Here is an 18,561-nt window from a genome sequence, read left to right as displayed (position 1 = left end):
GTCTGAAACTTCCGATATGAACCGGAAGCAGATCAGCGCTTGCTGAACTGGAAGGAGCGGCGGGCCTTGGCCTTACCGTACTTCTTACGCTCGACCTGACGGGAGTCACGGGTCAGGAACCCGGCTGCCTTCAGGATGCCGCGAAGGCCGGGTTCGTAATGGGTCAGCGCGCGGCTGATGCCATGACGAACAGCGCCAGCCTGACCTGACAGTCCGCCGCCGGTGACGGTGCAGACGACGTCGAACTGGTTGTAGCGATCAGCCACAAGGAAAGGCTGGGTCAGCAGCATGCGCAGCACGGGGCGTGCGAAATACGTGACCACCGGGCGGCCGTTGACGGTGATGTCGCCTTTGCCGGGCTTGATCCACACGCGAGCGACGGCGTCCTTGCGGCGGCCGGTCGCGTAGGAGCGGCCCTGCGCGTCGCGCTTTACTTCATACACGGGGGCTTCCGAAGCGAGCGTCGCCGGGGCGATGTCCTTCAGATCGGCCAGTGTGCCGGTGCGTTCCAGAGTTTCGGACATAGTGATCAGACCCCACTCTTCGCAATGGCGGTGTTCTTGCGGTTCATCGCCGCGACATCCAGTTTCACCGGCTGCTGCCCGTCATGCGGGTGCTCGGCTCCGGCGTAGACATGCAGGTTGCGCATCTGGGCGCGCTGCAGCGGGCCGCGCGTGATCATACGCTCGACAGCCTTCTCAACGACCTGGCCCGGGTTCTTGCCGGTCAGACGCTGGGTGATGGTGCGTTCCTTGATGCCGCCCGGATAACCGGTGTGGTAGTGGAACAGCTTCTGCCCAACCTTGTCGCCGGTCAGCTTGATCTTCTCGGCGTTGACGACGACGACGTGATCGCCGCAATCGACATGGGGGGTGAACTGCGGCTTGTGCTTGCCGCGCAGACGCTGGGCGATGATGGCGGCGAGCCGACCGAGAACGAGGCCTTCGGCGTCGATCAGGATCCAGTTCTTCGTCACCTCCGCGGGCTTGAGCGAGAGGGTGGTCTTCATTGGTCGTATGTCCGTCCAGAAATCTTGATCGGTTCGGGTGGCGCGTTATGCGCACGGACACGGGCTTCGTCAAGCACGATCATAAGGAGTGATGGAGTTTTTTGGGTTTGTTCGCCGTTTTTCAGGGTTTTTTGACTGCGGTAACATGATACCGCTTTTTCTGTTTCGACTGTCCCCGTCTGGAAAAGCCCGGTTGCTACGGTGTCAGCAGGCTGATCCCGAAGCCCAGCGCCTTGTTTTATAACGTATGACAACCTCTCCGGGGTGTCGGTCGACGCTCATGCTGTTACCTAGGGGGTTCGCTTGCGCCTGTGTCGATTCCGGTTTGCGGGTTGTCGACGTCGAATCGTCATTTAAGGACCAGATATGATGCAACCCCGCGTCCTCATAGCCTCTTCCGCGGTTCTCGCCGTTGTTTTGCTTGGCGGCGGCGGAGCGGCCTGGGTATGGGCGCAGCGTGTTGCGAACTCCCGGCTGGACGCTGCTCTGGCGCAGTTTCGCACGCAACTGCCGCCGGGGAGCGAGTTGACCTACCGACAGGCCAAGGCGATGCCTCTCGGACATGGCGCGCGCTTGAAGGACGTCACGCTCAGGGAGGAGGGGCTGACGTTCACCGCGTCCAAGCTGGAGGCGCTCGGCGTTGTGGCGCCTGACGCAGGGACGAAAGCGCCGCTGCGCTTCGATCATCTGATTGCTTACGACGGGCGTCTGCAGGCGCCGTCTCTGGAGGTCATGTTCAAGCGCCTTGCGGTCGACCAGTTGCAGACGCCGATGCAGGATGAGTCGTTGGAGAAGCTGACTTTCGGGCATGGGGAGTTGTCCGAGTTGTCGATAAAGCCAGTCGGGGTGCAGGCTGACTTTGCTATCAAGGCCGCCTCGATCGACAATTTTGGCGTTGGTCGGACATCGCGGCTGGATGTCGCCGATTTCGTATTCCACGGATACGCGACGCCCGCGCGTCAGATCACGTTCGCGCATCTCGCAGTGGATGGTCAGGATATCGCGTCGCGCGTCAATGGCGGCCTCGGCGCCAGACTTCCGCCCCACGAGGGCGACAGCGGCCTGCGTCTGGACGACCTGAAGCTGAACGGAGAAGCGGACGGCGTTCCGGGTAAAATGCAGGCGCTTCTTTCCTTGAAACGGCTGGTCGAGCACGCAACGACAAACGGCCCGAAGAGCAACGCCAGGGTGACGGTTGATCACCTGCTGATCTGGCCGTCGGCGCCGCATTTCGAGATTCTGAAGGAACTGGGCTACCCGTCGCTGGACGCCTCGATTGCCCTGAACGTGCTTGTCGACGGTCGCGCGCATACAGCGACCGTCAAGAATTTCGACCTGACCGCGCCGGGGGCTGGGCGTCTTACTGTCAGCGAAGATCTGAGCGAGATGGATATGCCGAGCGTCCTCGACCTTGGGGGCGCGGGCATGACAGGCGCGAAGGTCAACCGTCTCGATATTGGCTGGCGCGACGAGGGGCTGGTGAATCGGGCGATCACTCGATCGGCCGTGGCTCAGGGCGTCGATCCGGACGCCTATCTCGCGGCGCTGAAGCGTTCGTTGGCCCCAGCCGGGGCTGCGCCGGACAGTATGGGGGCGCAGTTGGCTCTATACCTGCAGGCGCCAGACAAGGGAATGCTGCGGATATCGCTGGCGCCGCCTCAGCCGCTGCCGCTGATCGCAGTCATTGCTGCGTTGCCGATGGCGCTTTCGTCCGGCGGGTCCTCCGAGCTGGTTCAATCCATGGGGCTCATGGTTCGCGCGCCCGCAGGTGGCGGTAAGGGGGTGAAGGCGCCGGATGCGCCGATGGGCGCCGATGGCGATGCGGCTGACGCCACGGACGAGGTGCCGCCTGATGCGCTTTCCGTACCGTCCAAGGCGGCGCCGCGTCCATGAGCGGAGGAACGGTTCATGTCATCGGCGCGGGCGGGCGTTCTGGCGCGGCGCTGTGTAAGGCGCTGCTCGCTCAGGGGCGAGCCGTTGTGCCGGTGGTCCGGGACGAAGATCGCTATCGGCGCGGGTTAGTGCGCGCGGGCGTGGCTCTGACGGGTGAGGGCGCACTGCGGGAGGCGCGGTTTGGGGATCTCGAAGCCTCTCTCCCACCGTTACGTCGCGCACTCGCCGATGCGACGACTGTCGTTTGCACCGCACACGCGCGCAATGTTCCGGTCGTTCTTTCCTGTATGCCTGAGCGTGCGCAACTGGTGTGTCTTGGCAGCACGCGGAAGTTCACGCGCTGGCCTGATGCTCATGGCGATGGGGTGTTGCGCGGTGAGCGAGCACTGCTGGAGTCTGGCCGTCCCGGCGTCATTCTGCACCCGACGATGATCTATGGGGCGGAGGGGGAAAACAACGTGCAGCGCCTTGCCGCGCTCTTGCGGCTTTTGCCTGTCGTGCCGCTTCCTGCTGGCGGGCGAGCGTTGGTGCAGCCGATTCATCAGAGCGACGTCACGGCGAGCGTTCTGGCGGCGATCGACATCGACTGGCGCGGGCCGGAAGCCATCGTGATCGCGGGCGCGGCGCCTGTCTCCTATCGTGACTTCGTCCGGATGGTGGCGGACGCGGCGGGCGTCCGGCGTCGACCAGTGCTGTCCGTGCCCGCTGCGCCCCTGATCGCTCTGGCAGGCGTGACACGGGCAATTCCCGGAGCGCCGGATATCGGCGGGGCCGAAGTCCGAAGGCTGCTTGAAGATAAGGCGTTCGACGTCACGGAGATGCGCGAGCGTCTGCGCGTCACGCCGCTGGCGCTGCAGGAGGGATTGGAGCGCCTGTTTGGTGGTCCGTGAGGCGGTGGATGCTGCTCATCGTGTTTGGCGTTGCGGGGTAAGGTTTATTTGCGGTTTGATTTTTCTCGATGGCGTATTTCTCGAGAATAATATTTTTAAAAAATCATTGTAAATTATAAGTTTTTAACATTTTATACGGAGGCGTTCCTGCAACGATTGAAAGATCGTTTGAATGTCTGCGTAAGCTATAGCTCATGAGTGCGGACGTTTCGCTATGACGATGAATCCCCATCCGCTTGTGCCGGGTAACGGACAGAGTTCCCTTTCTCCGTCGCTAAGAGCCTTATGCGTTCGATCAGTGAATGCTCTCTGTTGTAAGTTTTGTGAAAAACGATGTTATAAATTATGAAAATAATATCGACAGAAAGAAGTGAATTACAGCGTCTCGTGCGTGATGCGCCCGCCCACGATGGTCAGGACGTTCTGAAGTGAAGGGAGGACGTCGGGATCGACCGTGAACGGGTTCGCGGAAAGCACCGTAAGGTCGGCGTACGCGCCCTCGGCTATCCTCCCCTCGTCCAGGTCACGCCCTGCTGCGTAGGCCGCGCCTTCAGTATAGGCGTGAAAGGCTTCCGGGAACGTTATCGCCTGCCGCTTCACCCACCCGGCGTCGGCGGGCGCGCCAAGCGGACGGCGCAGCACCGCCTTGCGCATGCCCAGCTTTGGATCAAGCGGCACTATGGGCCAGTCGGTGCCAAATGCGAGCCTGGCCCCAGCATCCAGAAGGGCGCGCATGGGAAAGGCGTTTTGCAGGCGTTGCGTTCCGACGCGGGCTTCCCACACGCCTTCCATGCCCATCCAGACATCGGACGGCGCGACCATGACAGGCTGCATGCTCGCGATGGCGCCAATGCGAGAAAAGCGATCAATATCCGCCTGGTAAGGGAGTTCGACATGCTCTACGCGCGGCCGCAGACGATGCGACAGCGGCCCGGCGGCTTCAATGGCGTCCAGAGAGAGGGCGATGGCGCCGGGACCGATGGCGTGGGTCCATGTGGTGAAACCAGCTTCCATGCCGCGGCGGACGGCGTCGATATAGGGTTCCCTCTCCCACAGCAACGCGCCGGCCAGATCCGGCCGATCCGCATAGCCATCCGGCATGGATCCGGTATGGGATTCAAGCACGCCGTCGAGGAAGAATTTCAGCCCGTCGATGCGGAGCATATCCGTGTCATAGGCTGCGCGCAGCGCAACTGCGTCGCGCAGTCTCGCTTCCGCCATTGAGGGCGGCGCGATTTCCGTCATCATGCCAATCCGGATAGGGAGTTTTCCGGATAACTCAAGATCGTGCAGCATGGGAAGGAGCGATTCGTCGAAGGCTGCGCTCTGCATCCGGGTCACGCCGCAACGCGCCGCTTCCTGGAACGCCAGATCGAGGCCGCGTCGCCGATCCTGCTCATTTGCAGCGGGCATGTGGCGGCGGACCAGATCAACGGCGTGCTCCTTGAGCCAGCCCGAGGGGGAACCGTCAGGCCGGCGGACGATCTCGCCGTTCGGCGGGTCGGGGGTCTCGGCGGTGATTCCCGCAATTTCGAGAGCGCGGCTGTTGGCCCAGGCGGCGTGCGCCATGGCGGAAACAAGCAGGATCGGCCGGTCGGAAGAGACCGCGTCCAGCATCGCGCGGTCGAAGACACCGCCGGGCAGGTCAGGGTAGCCGTAGCTCCATTCGAGCCCGTATATCCAGGGCGCGTCCGGAGTGGCGGCGGCGCGCGTCGCAACACGGTCCACGACCTCTTGCATGCTACGGGCGTCGCGAAGACCTACCGCAGAGAGGTATTCCGCCGCCATTAACACATGAACGTGCACGTCAATGAAGCCGGGCGTCAGGAACATGCCGTCCAGATTTCGAATAGTCGTCTCAGGGCGGCATAAGGCGCGGATCTCTTCCGTCGGGCCGATATGGACGATGCGTCCATTGGATATCCCAACGGCCGCTCCGATCAGGGGCCAAGTGTGAGATCCTGTATGAACCGTGGCGTTGAGAAGGGCCAGGTCGAGCGTCATGCCTGTGTTCCCCGAAGATAAAGCTGAAGCCCCTTGCGCGCGTCGCGCCCGCTGTCCGGGGTCTGCGTGAGCCTGAGCGATCTGCATTTCAGGCTCATATATGGCCCTGATTGTATAAGCTTATCGTGACAGCGCCAATCTGGCCGCAATGGGCGACGTCGTCAGAGTGGCGAGCGCGCCAAACATTTGAACGACGCGGAAATGCTCTTGCCTGCTCCGGATCGTTTGCTGTTATAGAAATGAAGATCGGAACCTGCCCGCTTTCCGCGATTTAAAGCCTTGAACAAGGATTGATCGTTTCGTAGGCGTCGGCGCTTATTTTGGCGGCGTTGGCTAGGCGCAGGCGTGTCCCCGCCTCGGAAGTTTCGATGCGTGGGCGATGGGGGTTGCGTGCATTCTGTCCAGTGCGGCTATGGCCGCACCGGGCGTCGGGGCTCCGGCGCGCCAATGATTTCATGTGAGGCGGCGCGATGGAGACGGAGCACTCGGATCGGAAGACTGCGGCAGGAACGGTGGCGCTGCTGGAACGTCTCGTCGCGTTTCCGACCATATGTCGTCACGATAATCTTGAATTGATCGACTGGCTCGCCGCCACGCTGACGGAGGCGGGCGCGCGCGTGGAAATCGTGCCGGGGGACGAACCGGGGCGCGCGGGGCTTATCGCAAGCGTCGGTCCTGATCGTCCAGACGGCCTCGTGTTGTCCGCTCATAGCGACGTGGTGCCGGTCGAAGGGCAGTCGTGGACCACTGATCCGTTCGGCCTGACAGAGCGCGACGGCAAGTTGTTCGGACGCGGCTCAAGCGACATGAAAGGGTTTCTGGCCTGCGCCGTCACGGCGATCCGCGACGCGGCGGCGCGACCGTCCCTGGCTCGGCCGCTGCATCTCGCCGTTTCCTATGATGAAGAAATCGGTTGTGTCGGCGTTCATTCGCTGTTGCGACGATTGCAGGAGCGGGAGTTCGCCGCCGCCGGGTGCGTGGTCGGCGAACCGACCGGGTTACGGATCGCCGTCGCGCACAAGGGCAAAGTCGCGGCGCGGATTACGTGTCATGGACAGGCTGCGCATTCCGCTAATCCTGCGCTGGGTCGCAACGCAATTCTTATGGCTTCGCGCATGATTTCCGAAATCGAGGCCATACAGGCGGATATGATCGCGAACGGACGGCAGGACGCCATGTTCGAGACGCCGCACAACACCGCGCAGGTTGGGCTGATATCTGGCGGCGTGGCGCTGAATATCGTGCCCGATCTGTGTACCGTGGACTTTGAGATGCGGCTTTTGCCCGCAGAAGCGTCGGATGTCTGGATCGAGCGTCTGCAGCGGCATGCAGAGCGCGTTCAGTGCGAGTTTCCGGGCGGTAGAATCGGGATCGAGGTCATTAACGCATACCCGGGCCTTAAAGCCGAGGCGGGCTCTGCGACAGGCGCGCTCGTGCTGGCTGCAGCAGGACGTAATGACGTCGTAACTGTAGGATTCGGGACGGAGGCCGGGCTGTTTCAGGAAAAACTTGGTCTGGACACGATCATATGCGGTCCGGGGTCGATAGATCGTGCGCATAAGGCGGACGAATACGTCACGCGTGGCGAACTGGCCGGGTGCGAGAGGTTCCTGTCAAAGCTCGTTGATGCGCTTGTCTGAAAGAAACGCGTCAGTCGCTGCCGGGCAATTTTTTTCCGGCGAGCAGCTTGCGACACACATCGAGAACAGCGCGGCAGCGGGCGGTCCGTCGCACTCCGGAGATCGTCGCTATGCCGTAGCGCAGCGGGCGGACGTCGTCTTTCAGGGCGAGGTAGGCCAGCGCCCTTCCGTCCAACGCCGCCTTGTTGCGCGGCCGGGCGTTCGCCAGCCCGTAACCGTCGCCGCGCGCTACAAGGCTGCGAACAACGTCGATGCTGCCGAAACGTCCGGCGATTTTCGGCGACAGAGTCTGCTGACTGAACAGGCCGAGGAAGTAGTCACGCGACAGAGGCAGGTCGAGCAGGAGAAAGGGTTCGTCGATCAGTTCGGACAGCGAAACGGATTTGCGGCGCGCAAGCCTGTGCGTGGTCGACACCATGACAAAGGGGGGCAAGGTGGCCAGCGGTTCGAACTGGACGTCCGGCGGGGTGTTAAGATCGTAGGCGAGGCATGCGGAAATTTCCCCTCGTCGCAGGCGGTCCACAAGTTCGGCGTGATGCCCGGCGCTGACGAGAAGCCGCGCAGCCGGATGATGGTTTTCAAACGACTGCAGCAGTTCCGGGACGATCAGCGAATACAGCGTCGTCATGCAGCCGATTTCGACCTGGCCATTGATCCGGTTGGACAGACCCGCTGCTTCGGCGTCGAATTCCTGCGCATGAAGCAGAAGGCTTTGCGCTTCCCGAAGAAAGCTCTGGCCTTCCGGCGTCAACGACAATCCGGCGGCGTGATGGCGGATAAAAAGCGGAATGTTGAAAGCCGCCTCCAGTTGGGAAATGGCTGCGGATATGGACGGCTGCGAAATGTTGACCTGTCGCGAGGCCGCTGTGATCGATCCAGTTTCAGCAGCCGCCACGAAATATTCGATTTGTCTCAGGGTGAACCGCATGGAGTTGCTCCGAACGGTCCATCGGGCATGCCGACACCCGTCAATAGAGAGGTATAGAGAATGACGTTTTCCATTGTCGCCCGATGTGAGCGTACGGGTCAATTCGGCGTCGCCGTCGTTTCGTCATCGCCGGCGGTCGCGGCGCGATGCGCTTTCGCTCGCGCAGGAGTTGGCGCCGTGACGACCCAGAACGTCACCGATCCACGCCTGGGGCCGAAAGCTCTCGATTTTCTCGCAGGGGGAATGTCGGCGGCCGCTGCCCGCGATCGGGTGTCTGCGGCGGCGACCTATGCTGAATTCAGGCAGGTGACCATCGTGGATGGAAATGGCGAGGGGGCGATATGGTCGGGGGGGCGGACCCTTGGCGTGAACGCGGAAGCTCTGGCGCCTAACGTCGTGTCCGCAGGTAACCTTCTGGCGAATGACGGCGTCCCGGCAGCGATCGTTGCGGCCTTTGTCGCGTCCGACCCTGAACAGGAGTTGGCTGAAAGGATTCTACTTGCTTTGGAGGCTGGCTTGGCTGTGGGCGGCGAAGCAGGTCCGGTGCACTCGGCAGGATTGCAGATCGTCGAGGGTGAGGCGTGGCCGCTTGTCGACTTGCGGATCGACTGGTCAGAGGCGCCTGTCGCTGATCTGCGCGGCTTGTGGGAGCTGTGGCGACCGCAAATGCGCGATTATCTTAGTCGTGCGCTGAATCCGCTGGGCGCCCCGTCCTATGGGGTGCCCGGCGACGAATGAATGAATTTTGTAAAAAATTGTTATTTCGAAATTTACATCGCATTTTCTGATGATAGGCATCGGTAGTCCTTGCTTGGTCAGAACGATGCGCAACCCTACTGTTCGGATGTTCTGGGCGTCACGCCCGCGCGTTGGCGACGTATCGCCGGGACACCGTGGCTGTGACGGGGGCGGTGGTTACTGCTTCGTCAGGCTCGCTTGCCGGGCTGCGTCTGAGACTATTCAGGTTTAGGCAAGGCGTTCCTGATGAGAGCGTCACTGTCAGGGAAAGACAAGAGTATGATTCACAAACGCATCCGTCCGTTCAATACGAAAGCCACCTACCCGGAGCAGAGCCTCGATAACGATCTCTGCCAGGCGGTGGTGGCTGGCAAGACCATCTATCTGCGCGGGCAGGTTCCTCAGGATCTGGATACGCGAGAAAATGTCGCGGTGGGCGACCCGGAGGGGCAGGCGGAGAAAGTGATGCAGAATATCGAGTTGCTGCTGCGCGAATGTGGGGCGGAACTCGCGCATATCTGCAAGGTGACAGTGTATCTGACCGATATCCGTCATCGCGAAACGACCTACCGTGTGCTTGGCAAGTGGATGAAGGGCGTATTTCCGGTTTTCACTGGACTCGTCGTCGTGGCTCTTGCTCGGCCAGAATGGTTGATTGAGGTGGACGTAATTGCCGAGCTTCCATAATCGCCGACGTAGTATTGTATATACAATTCGGTGAGTGATTTGTGGTGATCGTCGGCGTTTATTCCATCCAATTTGAGTTCAATTGCGAGGACTGATTTCCGGCTCAAAAAGGCGAGTATGGCCCGGCGTCGTCGGCTGTTGAATGTCCCGCGTCTCGCGGAGATTTTGGTGAGTGTTGTAAGATCGCAACATTCAATTTTTGTTCCGAAAATGTTTTGAATTTGGCTTGTCGCCCACATTCCGTATATGCAACCATAATCAATAATGGTTAGCGTCTTTCGGGGCGACGTGTGCGACGCCGCATGCGGCAGGACATAACTGGCGCATTGGGGCGTCGTGGTGAGGAGTTGCGGCGAGATGATCAAACACACGACATGCCTTACCGGCTGCGTGGCAGTTTCAGCGATTTTGGCGATCGCGCTCGCAGGGGCGGCGGGAGCCGCCACGCGAGCCCATCATCGCGGGTCATCAGGCGCTAGCGCCGCGGCGAGTTCGGCAATTTCTCCACGTAATGGGGGCGCCGCTGCAGCGGTGCCTGTAAAGCGGGCGCCGACCGTTTTTAACGCAGCCGGAACAGAGGCCGTTGCGGCCGTCGGGCACAGGCATGTTTCGGGCGGCGGCATGATGCGCGCGGAAACTGCAGCGAAAGCCGTCAGCACGGTTACGCACGAATATATCTCGAAGCAGTCTCCCGCCTCCAATGCATTGGCGTTGATCCAGATGGCGCCGGGCGCCAACGTCGCCATGGGCGATCCGTTCGGCGTCAGCGATGAATCGATGATCACCGTGCGCGGCATGAACCAGCAGCAGATCGGCTACACCTTCGAAGGTGCGCCGATGAACGATCCCGACGACTACACGCCGAATTCGTCGGAATGGATCGACTCCGAAAACATGGATAATGTGCAGTTGCAGCAGGGGTCGGGCGAGTTGAATTCGCCACTGACGAACTCCGCTGGCGGCATCATGGCCGTGAATATGCGCAATCCGAAGTACGAGCATGGCGGCGAGTTAGACGTCAGCTACGGCACGCATCAGCTGAATCGACAGTTCATCCGTTACGACACTGGCGAAATCGGCCATAGCGGCGTTCGCGCGTTTGCTTCCTACTCCAATCTTTCCGGCAAGGCGTGGCGTGGCCCCGGTAGGAACAACCGACGTCATATGGATTTCAAGGCGATCAAGGAGTGGGGCAACAGCTTTATTTCCGTCGCCGGATCCTACAACAATGAGAACACGGCGTATTATCCGACCTACGATTCCGTCAGTCAGTGGAATCAGGAGGGGTTGAGCCACAATTTCTCGGGTACATATAACGTCAACGACGCCAGCTATAACGGTTTGAACAGCTACTATAAATTTTATCAGACCAACTGGGCCGACATTCTGATCAGCGCGCCGATGCATTTCGAGGCGAGCCCGAAGCTGACTTTCGACGTTTCGCCGTATGTCTATCACGGAAGCGGCGCCTATCCGTTCGGTGCAGGCAGCCTTTCGAACGGCGCAGGCGATTACGGCGGTTTGCTGGCGATCAATGGCTCCAACTACAACGGAACGGGCACGACTGGCGCGTCGATCGCGACCGGCAACGCCGCCACCTATAGCACCGCGCAAGGCGAAGCCATCAACGCCATGTATAACTGGCTCGGCACCGAAGGGTACGCTGGCCTTAATTCGTCGGTGAAATACAAGACCAAACACAACGAACTGACGTTCGGCTGGTGGTTTGGTTATACCGATATGCAGGCTCTCGAGCCCTTTTCCGCGCTGACCGCGACCGGTCAGGCCGCCAACTTCGATGGTCGCTACAATCTGAAGCTGACAGACGGGACGCTTTTGAGCGAGCAGTCGTACCACACGATCACCATGACCAATATGCTCTATATCGGCGATCAGGTGACGCTTCTCAATGATCGCCTGCATATTTCTGCAGGTTTCAAGGAAGCGATGATCTCGCGCGACGGCACGTTTGGTCAGCCTGTCGAGGGATATTACAAGGTAGGCTACAATACCGCAGAGCCCTTGCCGCGGATGTCCATCGACTACCACGTCAATCCGAACGTCATGGTTTTCGCCAGCGTCAACACCAATTTTCGCACGCCAGTCGGTACTGCGATGTATAACGCTTACGATAACCCCTGGAACGGATCGCAGATCACCACGGGCAATACGAAGCTGAAAAATGAATACAGCATCGTCGAAGAAGTCGGCGCGCGGTATTCCGGCAGCCTTGGAAACGCGTCCATCACGGGGTTCAACTACAACTTCACTAACCATCAGGTGAACGCCTATAACGGCGCCAACCCGCTGCCTGTTGCGATGAACGTCGGCGGCATGACGATCCGAGGCGTGGACGCCCAGATGGGCCTGCGTCCGTGGCATCACTTCTCGCCTTACGCTTCTGGCGAATACCTCTATGCCACGACGGATAACAATATTCCTGACGATACTGGCGGATATCTCAACACCAAAGGGAAAATCGCGCCGTCCGCGCCGCGTTGGCAGGCGTCAGTCGCGCTCAACTACGACGACGGTACGATGTTCGGCAGCGTGACGCTTCGCTATGTCGACAAGCAGTACAGCACTTACACGAATGACGAGCAGATCAAGGGTTACAAGCAGGTCGACATGATGATCGGCGCGCGGATGAAGAAGATCGGATTCATGAAGTCTCCTTCAATTCGTTTGAATATCATCAATCTGGCCGATCACCATTATCTCTCGGGCGTGTATTCGCCGGGAACGACCGCGGGCACGGCACAGCTTCTCGCGGCGCCGAATTTCGCCTGTCTGGCGACCTTCAGCACTGGGTTCTGATAATCGATCGGAATGGGGGTAGGGCGTGATCGGTTGCGCCTGTGCTCTGCAAAAATCGATTCGCTTACCAACAGATCGAGAGTGATATCCGCATGACGATGGATAGTTATGCGGATTTCCAGTCCGAAAACTCAGGAAATAGTCGGGACGATTCTCCGTCGGTGGCTGTGTTGCCTCTGCCGGTCCTGATCGGCGCCTGTATCGGTTCAGGCACGGCGCATCTGGCCTCCTCTGCGATGCCGTTTCAGGTCGACGCGTTGATGACTGGCGCGAATTTTTCAGCGACGAATTCCGGATGGTTCGGTTTTTTTGAGATCATCGCCCTGTCGCTGACGATGATCGCCCTGTCGCGCCTGCATCGCCCACTTCCGCCAGTCGTGACCGCCGTAGCTGGAGCGGCCCTTGGCGCAATCGCAAACATACTGCTCTTCAGTGTCGCGCGCTCGACGCTCGCCTGCTGGACTTGCGCAATTCTGATCGGAGTCGCCTCAGGATCTTTGGCGCGCTCCTATATTCAGGCAGTGTCCGCGTCGCGCAACGTCGATCGCGTGTATTCGATTGCAAGCGGCGGCGGCCTGATCGTCATAGTCGGGGCGATATCGCTGGTGCCGCTGGCGACGCGTCTATGCGGCCCGTTGGGCGCGTTTCTCGCTTTTTGCGCTCCGATGCTGGTCGCAACGCCGTTACTGCTGATGCTCCGCAGGGCTCCTCACGCGCCGATGGCCCATGAGCGTGCGCCGCTGCGTCTCAGCGCGGGCGGCGTGGCGCTGGTCGTCATGTGGACGTTGTCGTCGCTTGGTCAAAGCGTTGCGTGGTCGTTCGCCGGGCGTGTCGGCGCCCATCTGGCGTTGACTGAAAAATTCATCGTCACCCTGTCATCTGTCGGAATCATCGCTGGCGTGCTTGGCAGTTTCGGCGGCGCCGTCATCGCGACGATGCTGCCGCGTTCCGTCGTGTTGCTTACCAGTCTGGTGGGCGTCGCGGCTGCCTGCTTCTTCTCCTGCGCAGCCTGGAGTCCGTGGAGTTACGCCATAGCCATCACGGGATTCTGGGTGTTTTCGATGCTGTCTTACGCGTATCTGCTTGGGAGCGCCGCCTCTCTCGACGACACTGGTAAGGCGGGGACCTTGTGCAGTGGAATGGACAGGCTGGGGTTCGCTTTGGGCGCGCCGCTTGGCGGGCTGGTGGTGGATCACGGCAGTTTTCTGACTCTGGCGCTGATGGCCGCCGTGGTTGCCGGACTTGCGATTCCGTTCTGCTATCCTGTGCTGCATCGGGAACTTCGCGCAGCCCTCTGAACGTCGTCTGGAGCCACGTCCGTTCACGGATGTTGCTCCAGCTTATTGTTTTGGCGAGCATCCTGATCCGACTGAATGATTCCGTTCGCTCGGATAATACTCTGACGCCTGCAAGGAATTCCTCTCATGCCGCACACCCATGCATCGTCCGATGGCGTGATCGAACTGAAGGAAAGTCTGCGTTGGCGCGACGTCGCCGCGGTCGCAGAGGGGAAGCGCGTGATCCTTTCAGCGGCAGCACTCGCACGCGTGGCTGCCGGAGACGACCGCCGTCGCGCCATCGTCGCCAGCGGCGACCGGGTTTATGGCGTCACGACAGGGGTCGGCGCGTTGTCCGAAGTCGTCGTCTCGCGGGAAGCTCAAAGCGCGCTGTCCCATAACATCCTGCGCAGCCACGCCGTGGGCGTTGGCGCGCTACTGCCGCCTGTCGAAACACGGGCGATCATGGTCGCTGCGGTCAATAATTTTGCGCACGGCCGATCGGGCGTCCGCCCTGCTGTCGTTGCGCAGATTCTCGACCTTCTGAACGCAGGCTGCACGCCGTCGGTCCCGAGAGACGGATCGGTCGGTTACCTGACCCACATGGCGCATATCGCTCTCACACTGGTGGGGGAGGGGGCGGCTGTGTTGCCCGGCGAAGATCGGGAAACGGAGGGCGTCGCCACGCTTGCGCGGATAGGCAAGGAGCCTCTGCGTCTGGAGGCGAAGGAGGGGCTGTCGCTCGTCAACGGCACGCCGTGCGCCACGGGGATGGGCGCGCTTCTGCTGGCGCGGCTGGAACGGTGGCTCGAGTGGGCGGACGCTATTGCAGCCCTGACGTTCGAATGTCTGGAAGGGCAGGACGTAATTTTTCGACCTGAGTCCACGACCTTACGCGCCCGCCTCGGCATGGCGCTTGTCGCCGCCCGCATGGCGAAGCTTCTGGAGGGTTCGGCGCGGATCGAGGCGGCCCGCGGCAAGCGTACGCAGGACGCGCTCAGCTTACGGACCATTCCGCACCTTCATGGGGCGGTCAGGGACGTCTGGGCGAACGCGGCGGATTGCGTGGATCGGGAGCTGGCGAGCGTCACAGACAATCCGGCGCTTCTTGACGGTCCCGATGGACCGTTCGCCATGTCGGAAGCGCACGCGGTCAGCCCGGATATGGGACTGGCTTTTGACCAGCTCGGCGTCGCCATTGCGGAACTGGGGATGATGTCGGAGCGCCGCCTCGATCGGATGCTCAACCCGGTGCTGAGTGGGCTGCCTGCTTTTCTGGCGGGGGCGTCTGGTGCGGAATCAGGCTTCATGATCGCGCAGTACACGGCCTCTGCGCTAGTTTCGGCCAATCGTCGCGATGGATTTCCGGCCAGTCTGGACGGAGGCGTCACGTCGGCATTGCAGGAAGACATGCTGTGCCACGCAACCGCGGCCGTCATGAAAGCTCAGACGATTCTCGATCGAACCGCGTTGATTCTGACGATCGAGCTGCTAGCGGCCGCGCAGGCCTGCGACCTGGTCGGATGTGCCGGGGATCTGGCTCCGCGCACTCGTCTGATATTTGAGTTCGTTCGAAGCGGCGTCGCCCGGTATGCCGACGACAGGCCGCTGGCCGGAGATATCGCCGGGATGAAAGCGCGTCTCGCGGAGACGCCTGTGGCGATGGTTGTCTCGGAGTGACGCCTCCGGGACAGGCCTCGTCAGTATGGTTTCGTCACCCGGTCGGCGCGGATCAGCGTCTGTAATGTCGCTTCCATTTCGCGCAGCGGAATCATGTTGGGCCCGTCGCTCGGCGCGCTGTCCGGGTCTTCGTGCGTTTCCATGAAGACGCCGGCGACGCCGACCGCAAGAGCCGCACGCGCCAGCACAGGCGCGAACTCACGCTGGCCGCCAGAAGACGAACCAAGTCCGCCCGGCTGCTGCACGGAGTGCGTGGCGTCATAAATCACCGGATAGCCTGTGCGGGCCATGATCGGCAGGCTGCGCATGTCGCTGACCAGCGTGTTGTAACCGAAGCTGGCCCCGCGTTCGCACAGCATGATGCGCTCGTTGCCAGTTGAGGCGATCTTCGCGGCGACATGGGTCATGTCCCACGGCGCAAGAAATTGCCCCTTCTTGACGTTGATCGCAGCGCCCGTTTCGCCCGCCGCCAGAAGGAGGTCGGTCTGGCGGCATAGGAATGCGGGAATTTGCAACACGTCGACGGCTTCGGCGGTTGGCGCGCATTGCTCGGCCGAATGCACGTCGGTCAGCACCGGAACGCCGAAACGTTCGCGCACGCCTGCGAGAATCTCCAGCCCCTTCGCCATGCCCACGCCGCGCTGGGAGCCAAGGCTGCTGCGGTTCGCCTTGTCGAACGAGCTTTTGTAGACCAGCCCGACGCCCAGCCGGGCGCAGATTTCGACCAGCGCGGAAGCCATATCGTTCGCGTGGCCGGCTGATTCGATCTGGCAGGGACCGGCGATCAGAACGAACGGCAACGCGTTGCTGACGCCGACGTCGCCGACCTTGACCGCTCGTGGGGTGGACGTGTTCTCCGTGTTCATACGAGGCGTGCTTTCTGTAGCGCGGCGGCGACGAAGCCGGAGAACAGCGGATGCGGCGCGAAGGGGCGCGAGATCAGTTCCGGATGGTACTGAACGCCCACGAACCAGGGATGGTCAGGGTATTCGACGACTTCCGGCAAAATGCCGTCAGGCGACATGCCGGAGAACTTCAAGCCGGCGGCTTCGATGCGGTCCCTGTAGTGGACGTTTACCTCGTAGCGGTGACGATGCCGCTCACGAACCGAAGTCGAGCCGTAAATTTCAGCCGCTCGCGAGCCTTCGGCCAGCTTCGCCTGATAGCCGCCAAGGCGCATCGTGCCGCCAAGTTCCCCGCCCTCGCGGCGGCGAAGCAGTTCGTTGCCGCGTGCCCACTCGGTCATCAGGCCGACCAGGGGTTCATCCGTAGGGCCGAACTCGGTCGAAGACGCTTTCGGCAGTCCTGCAAGATTGCGCGCGCATTCGATGACCGCCATCTGCATCCCGAAACAGATGCCAAGGAACGGCACCTTGTTCTCGCGCGCAAACCGCACAGCTTCGATCTTGCCGCCGGAGCCGCGTTCTCCGAAGCCGCCGGGCACCAGAATGCCGTGCGCTTCACGGAGACGATCGAGGGACACGCCCGATTTTTCGCCCGACCTTTCGAATGTCTCCGATTCGACCCAGTCGAGCTTCACGCGGACCTTGTTGGCGATGCCGCCATGCAGCAGCGCTTCGTTCAGCGATTTATAGCTGTCGAGCATGGCCGTGTATTTGCCGACTACGGCGATACGGACCTCGCCTTCCGGCTCGCGAATGGCGTCGACGATGCGCTTCCAGCCCGAGAGATCCGGCTCGTCCTCGTAGGGCAGGTGGAAATACCGCAGCACTTCCGTGTCCATGCCCTCCGCATGATAAGACAGGGGGCAGGCGTAGATCGTGTCGACGTCGCGCGCAGCGATGACGGCTTCCGGGCGCACGTTGCAGAAATTCGCGATCTTGCGCCGCTCGTTGTCGGGAATCGCGCGATCGCAGCGGCACAGCAGAATTTGCGGCTGAAGGCCGACGTTCTGCAACTCCTTGACCGAATGCTGCGTCGGCTTCGTCTTCAACTCTCCAGCCGAGGGAATCCACGGCAGCAGCGTGAGATGCACCACCATGGTGTTCTCGACGCCGAGGTCGTTGCGAAGCTGACGGATGGCCTCAAGAAACGGCAGGCTCTCGATGTCGCCGACGGTGCCGCCGATCTCGACCAGCACGAAGTCGAGCCCTTCGGTGTCGGCGACAACGCGCTCCTTGATGGCGTCGGTGATGTGCGGAATGACCTGCACGGTCCCGCCGAGATAATCGCCGCGTCGTTCACGGGCGATCACGTCGGAGTAAATCCGTCCGGTGGTCGCGTTATCTGATTTCGTGGCGTTGACGCCGGTGAAGCGCTCGTAGTGACCGAGATCGAGGTCGGTCTCGGCGCCGTCGTCCGTGACGAACACTTCGCCGTGCTGATACGGGCTCATCGTGCCCGGATCGACGTTCAGATACGGGTCAAGCTTGCGAAGCCGAACCGAGTATCCACGCGCTTGAAGGAGGGCGGCAAGAGCCGCAGATGCGATTCCCTTGCCGAGAGAGGACACCACACCGCCGGTGATGAATACGAACCGCGTCATGGACGCTCTCCCTACACCGACAGGGGAGGGAGAGGGAAGTACGGAATGAGCGTCGGGCGCTCAGTGCTGCGTGGCGTCGGGCGCAGGCGTGGTGGTCGCAGTGGACGCCGCTGCAGGGACAGTGGCCGGGGAAGTTGCGCTCGGCGCGGGCGCAGTCTGGGTCGACGTGGTCTGTGCAGGAGTTGCGAGGATGTCGTGACCGCCACCTGTGACCGCGCCGCGGTTGATGACCGCGAGCGTCAGGGACAGCACCATGAAAAGCGCCGCAAGAATGGAGGTGGATCGCGTCAGCAGGTTAGCCGTGCCGCGTCCTGACATGAAGGCGCCCATGCCCTGCGAGTTGCCGATGCCCAGACCGCCGCCCTCGCTGCGCTGAATGAGCACCGTTCCGATGAGGGCGATGGTGACGAAAAGATGCAGGACGAGCAGGGCGGTGGTCATGGAGTATCCGGTTCGAAATTAAACGATCCGCGCGGCCTTGAGACTGACGGG

At 61.4% G+C, this 18,561-nt stretch carries 15 protein-coding genes; 8 read left to right on the top strand and 7 right to left on the bottom strand.

Features of this window, described 5'->3' with window-relative positions; genetic code table 11:
* Nucleotides 1-32: 32 nt before the first annotated feature.
* Complete coding sequence (gene rpsI / locus J2D73_RS12075) at nucleotides 33-524, bottom strand: 30S ribosomal protein S9 (protein WP_035376228.1); 492 nt, start codon at nucleotides 522-524, stop codon at nucleotides 33-35.
* A 5-nt stretch (nucleotides 525-529) separates the two neighbouring features.
* Entirely contained in the window at nucleotides 530-1,009 is a 480-nt protein-coding gene (gene rplM / locus J2D73_RS12070) for a 50S ribosomal protein L13 (RefSeq protein WP_026397138.1), read from the bottom strand.
* A gap of 366 nt (nucleotides 1,010-1,375) precedes the next feature.
* Between rplM and J2D73_RS12065 the strand changes: the two genes are divergently transcribed.
* Both J2D73_RS12065 and J2D73_RS12060 read left to right on the top strand, forming a co-directional pair.
* Nucleotides 1,376-2,902: a hypothetical protein gene (locus J2D73_RS12065; RefSeq protein ID WP_207881806.1), complete on the top strand. Its 1,527-nt coding sequence runs from the start codon at nucleotides 1,376-1,378 to the stop codon at nucleotides 2,900-2,902.
* Complete coding sequence (locus J2D73_RS12060; protein WP_207881805.1) at nucleotides 2,899-3,792, top strand: NAD(P)H-binding protein; 894 nt, start codon at nucleotides 2,899-2,901, stop codon at nucleotides 3,790-3,792. The genes J2D73_RS12065 and J2D73_RS12060 overlap by 4 nt, the downstream gene beginning before the upstream one ends.
* Before the next feature lie 375 nt (nucleotides 3,793-4,167).
* Here the strand turns inward: J2D73_RS12060 and J2D73_RS12055 are convergent, their stop codons facing one another.
* Nucleotides 4,168-5,796: an amidohydrolase gene (locus J2D73_RS12055; RefSeq protein WP_207881804.1), complete on the bottom strand. Its 1,629-nt coding sequence runs from the start codon at nucleotides 5,794-5,796 to the stop codon at nucleotides 4,168-4,170.
* A gap of 470 nt (nucleotides 5,797-6,266) precedes the next feature.
* Here J2D73_RS12055 and argE point away from each other — a divergent pair, with 470 nt between their 5' ends.
* Entirely contained in the window at nucleotides 6,267-7,436 is a 1,170-nt protein-coding gene (gene argE / locus J2D73_RS12050; RefSeq protein WP_207881803.1) for an acetylornithine deacetylase, read from the top strand.
* A 10-nt stretch (nucleotides 7,437-7,446) separates the two neighbouring features.
* On the opposite strand, the gene J2D73_RS12045 is transcribed toward argE, so the two are convergent.
* Nucleotides 7,447-8,364, bottom strand: a complete 918-nt coding sequence (locus tag J2D73_RS12045; protein ID WP_026397143.1) for a LysR family transcriptional regulator — start codon at nucleotides 8,362-8,364, stop codon at nucleotides 7,447-7,449.
* A 60-nt stretch (nucleotides 8,365-8,424) separates the two neighbouring features.
* On the opposite strand from J2D73_RS12045, the gene J2D73_RS12040 reads away from it, so the two are divergent.
* The 5 genes from J2D73_RS12040 (at nucleotide 8,425) to J2D73_RS12020 (ending at nucleotide 15,563) form a co-directional block, all read left to right on the top strand.
* Nucleotides 8,425-9,102 carry a DUF1028 domain-containing protein gene (locus J2D73_RS12040; protein ID WP_207881802.1) on the top strand — a complete coding sequence of 226 codons (678 nt, stop codon included), beginning with the start codon at nucleotides 8,425-8,427 and terminating at the stop codon, nucleotides 9,100-9,102.
* A 279-nt stretch (nucleotides 9,103-9,381) separates the two neighbouring features.
* Nucleotides 9,382-9,789, top strand: coding sequence for a RidA family protein (locus J2D73_RS12035; protein WP_026397145.1), 408 nt, complete (start codon nucleotides 9,382-9,384; stop codon nucleotides 9,787-9,789).
* A 357-nt stretch (nucleotides 9,790-10,146) separates the two neighbouring features.
* Nucleotides 10,147-12,606: a TonB-dependent receptor gene (locus tag J2D73_RS12030; RefSeq protein WP_207881801.1), complete on the top strand. Its 2,460-nt coding sequence runs from the start codon at nucleotides 10,147-10,149 to the stop codon at nucleotides 12,604-12,606.
* 92 nt (nucleotides 12,607-12,698) lie between these two features.
* Complete coding sequence (locus tag J2D73_RS12025) at nucleotides 12,699-13,904, top strand: MFS transporter (RefSeq protein ID WP_207881800.1); 1,206 nt, start codon at nucleotides 12,699-12,701, stop codon at nucleotides 13,902-13,904.
* A 126-nt stretch (nucleotides 13,905-14,030) separates the two neighbouring features.
* Nucleotides 14,031-15,563 carry an HAL/PAL/TAL family ammonia-lyase gene (locus tag J2D73_RS12020; RefSeq protein ID WP_207881799.1) on the top strand — a complete coding sequence of 511 codons (1,533 nt, stop codon included), beginning with the start codon at nucleotides 14,031-14,033 and terminating at the stop codon, nucleotides 15,561-15,563.
* Nucleotides 15,564-15,583: 20 nt separating this feature from the next.
* Here J2D73_RS12020 and kdsA read toward each other — a convergent pair whose 3' ends face one another.
* The 3 genes from kdsA to secG are packed head-to-tail and all read right to left on the bottom strand — an operon-like array spanning nucleotide 15,584 to nucleotide 18,510.
* The gene (gene kdsA / locus J2D73_RS12015) at nucleotides 15,584-16,429 is read right to left on the bottom strand and encodes a 3-deoxy-8-phosphooctulonate synthase (protein ID WP_207881798.1); all 846 of its coding nucleotides are present in this window, start codon (nucleotides 16,427-16,429) and stop codon (nucleotides 15,584-15,586) included.
* Entirely contained in the window at nucleotides 16,426-18,069 is a 1,644-nt protein-coding gene (locus tag J2D73_RS12010) for a CTP synthase (protein ID WP_086644404.1), read from the bottom strand. Before J2D73_RS12010 ends, kdsA begins: the two co-directional genes overlap by 4 nt.
* A 60-nt stretch (nucleotides 18,070-18,129) precedes the next feature.
* Nucleotides 18,130-18,510, bottom strand: coding sequence for a preprotein translocase subunit SecG (secG, locus tag J2D73_RS12005; protein WP_207881797.1), 381 nt, complete (start codon nucleotides 18,508-18,510; stop codon nucleotides 18,130-18,132).
* Between the last annotated feature and the right edge of the window lie 51 nt (nucleotides 18,511-18,561).

Origin of the sequence: Acetobacter sacchari, assembly GCF_017377715.1 — a bacterium.
Lineage (GTDB): Bacteria > Pseudomonadota > Alphaproteobacteria > Acetobacterales > Acetobacteraceae > Acetobacter > Acetobacter sacchari.
Note: the sequence above shows the minus strand (reverse complement) of the source record. Positions and strands in the feature narration are given on the sequence as shown.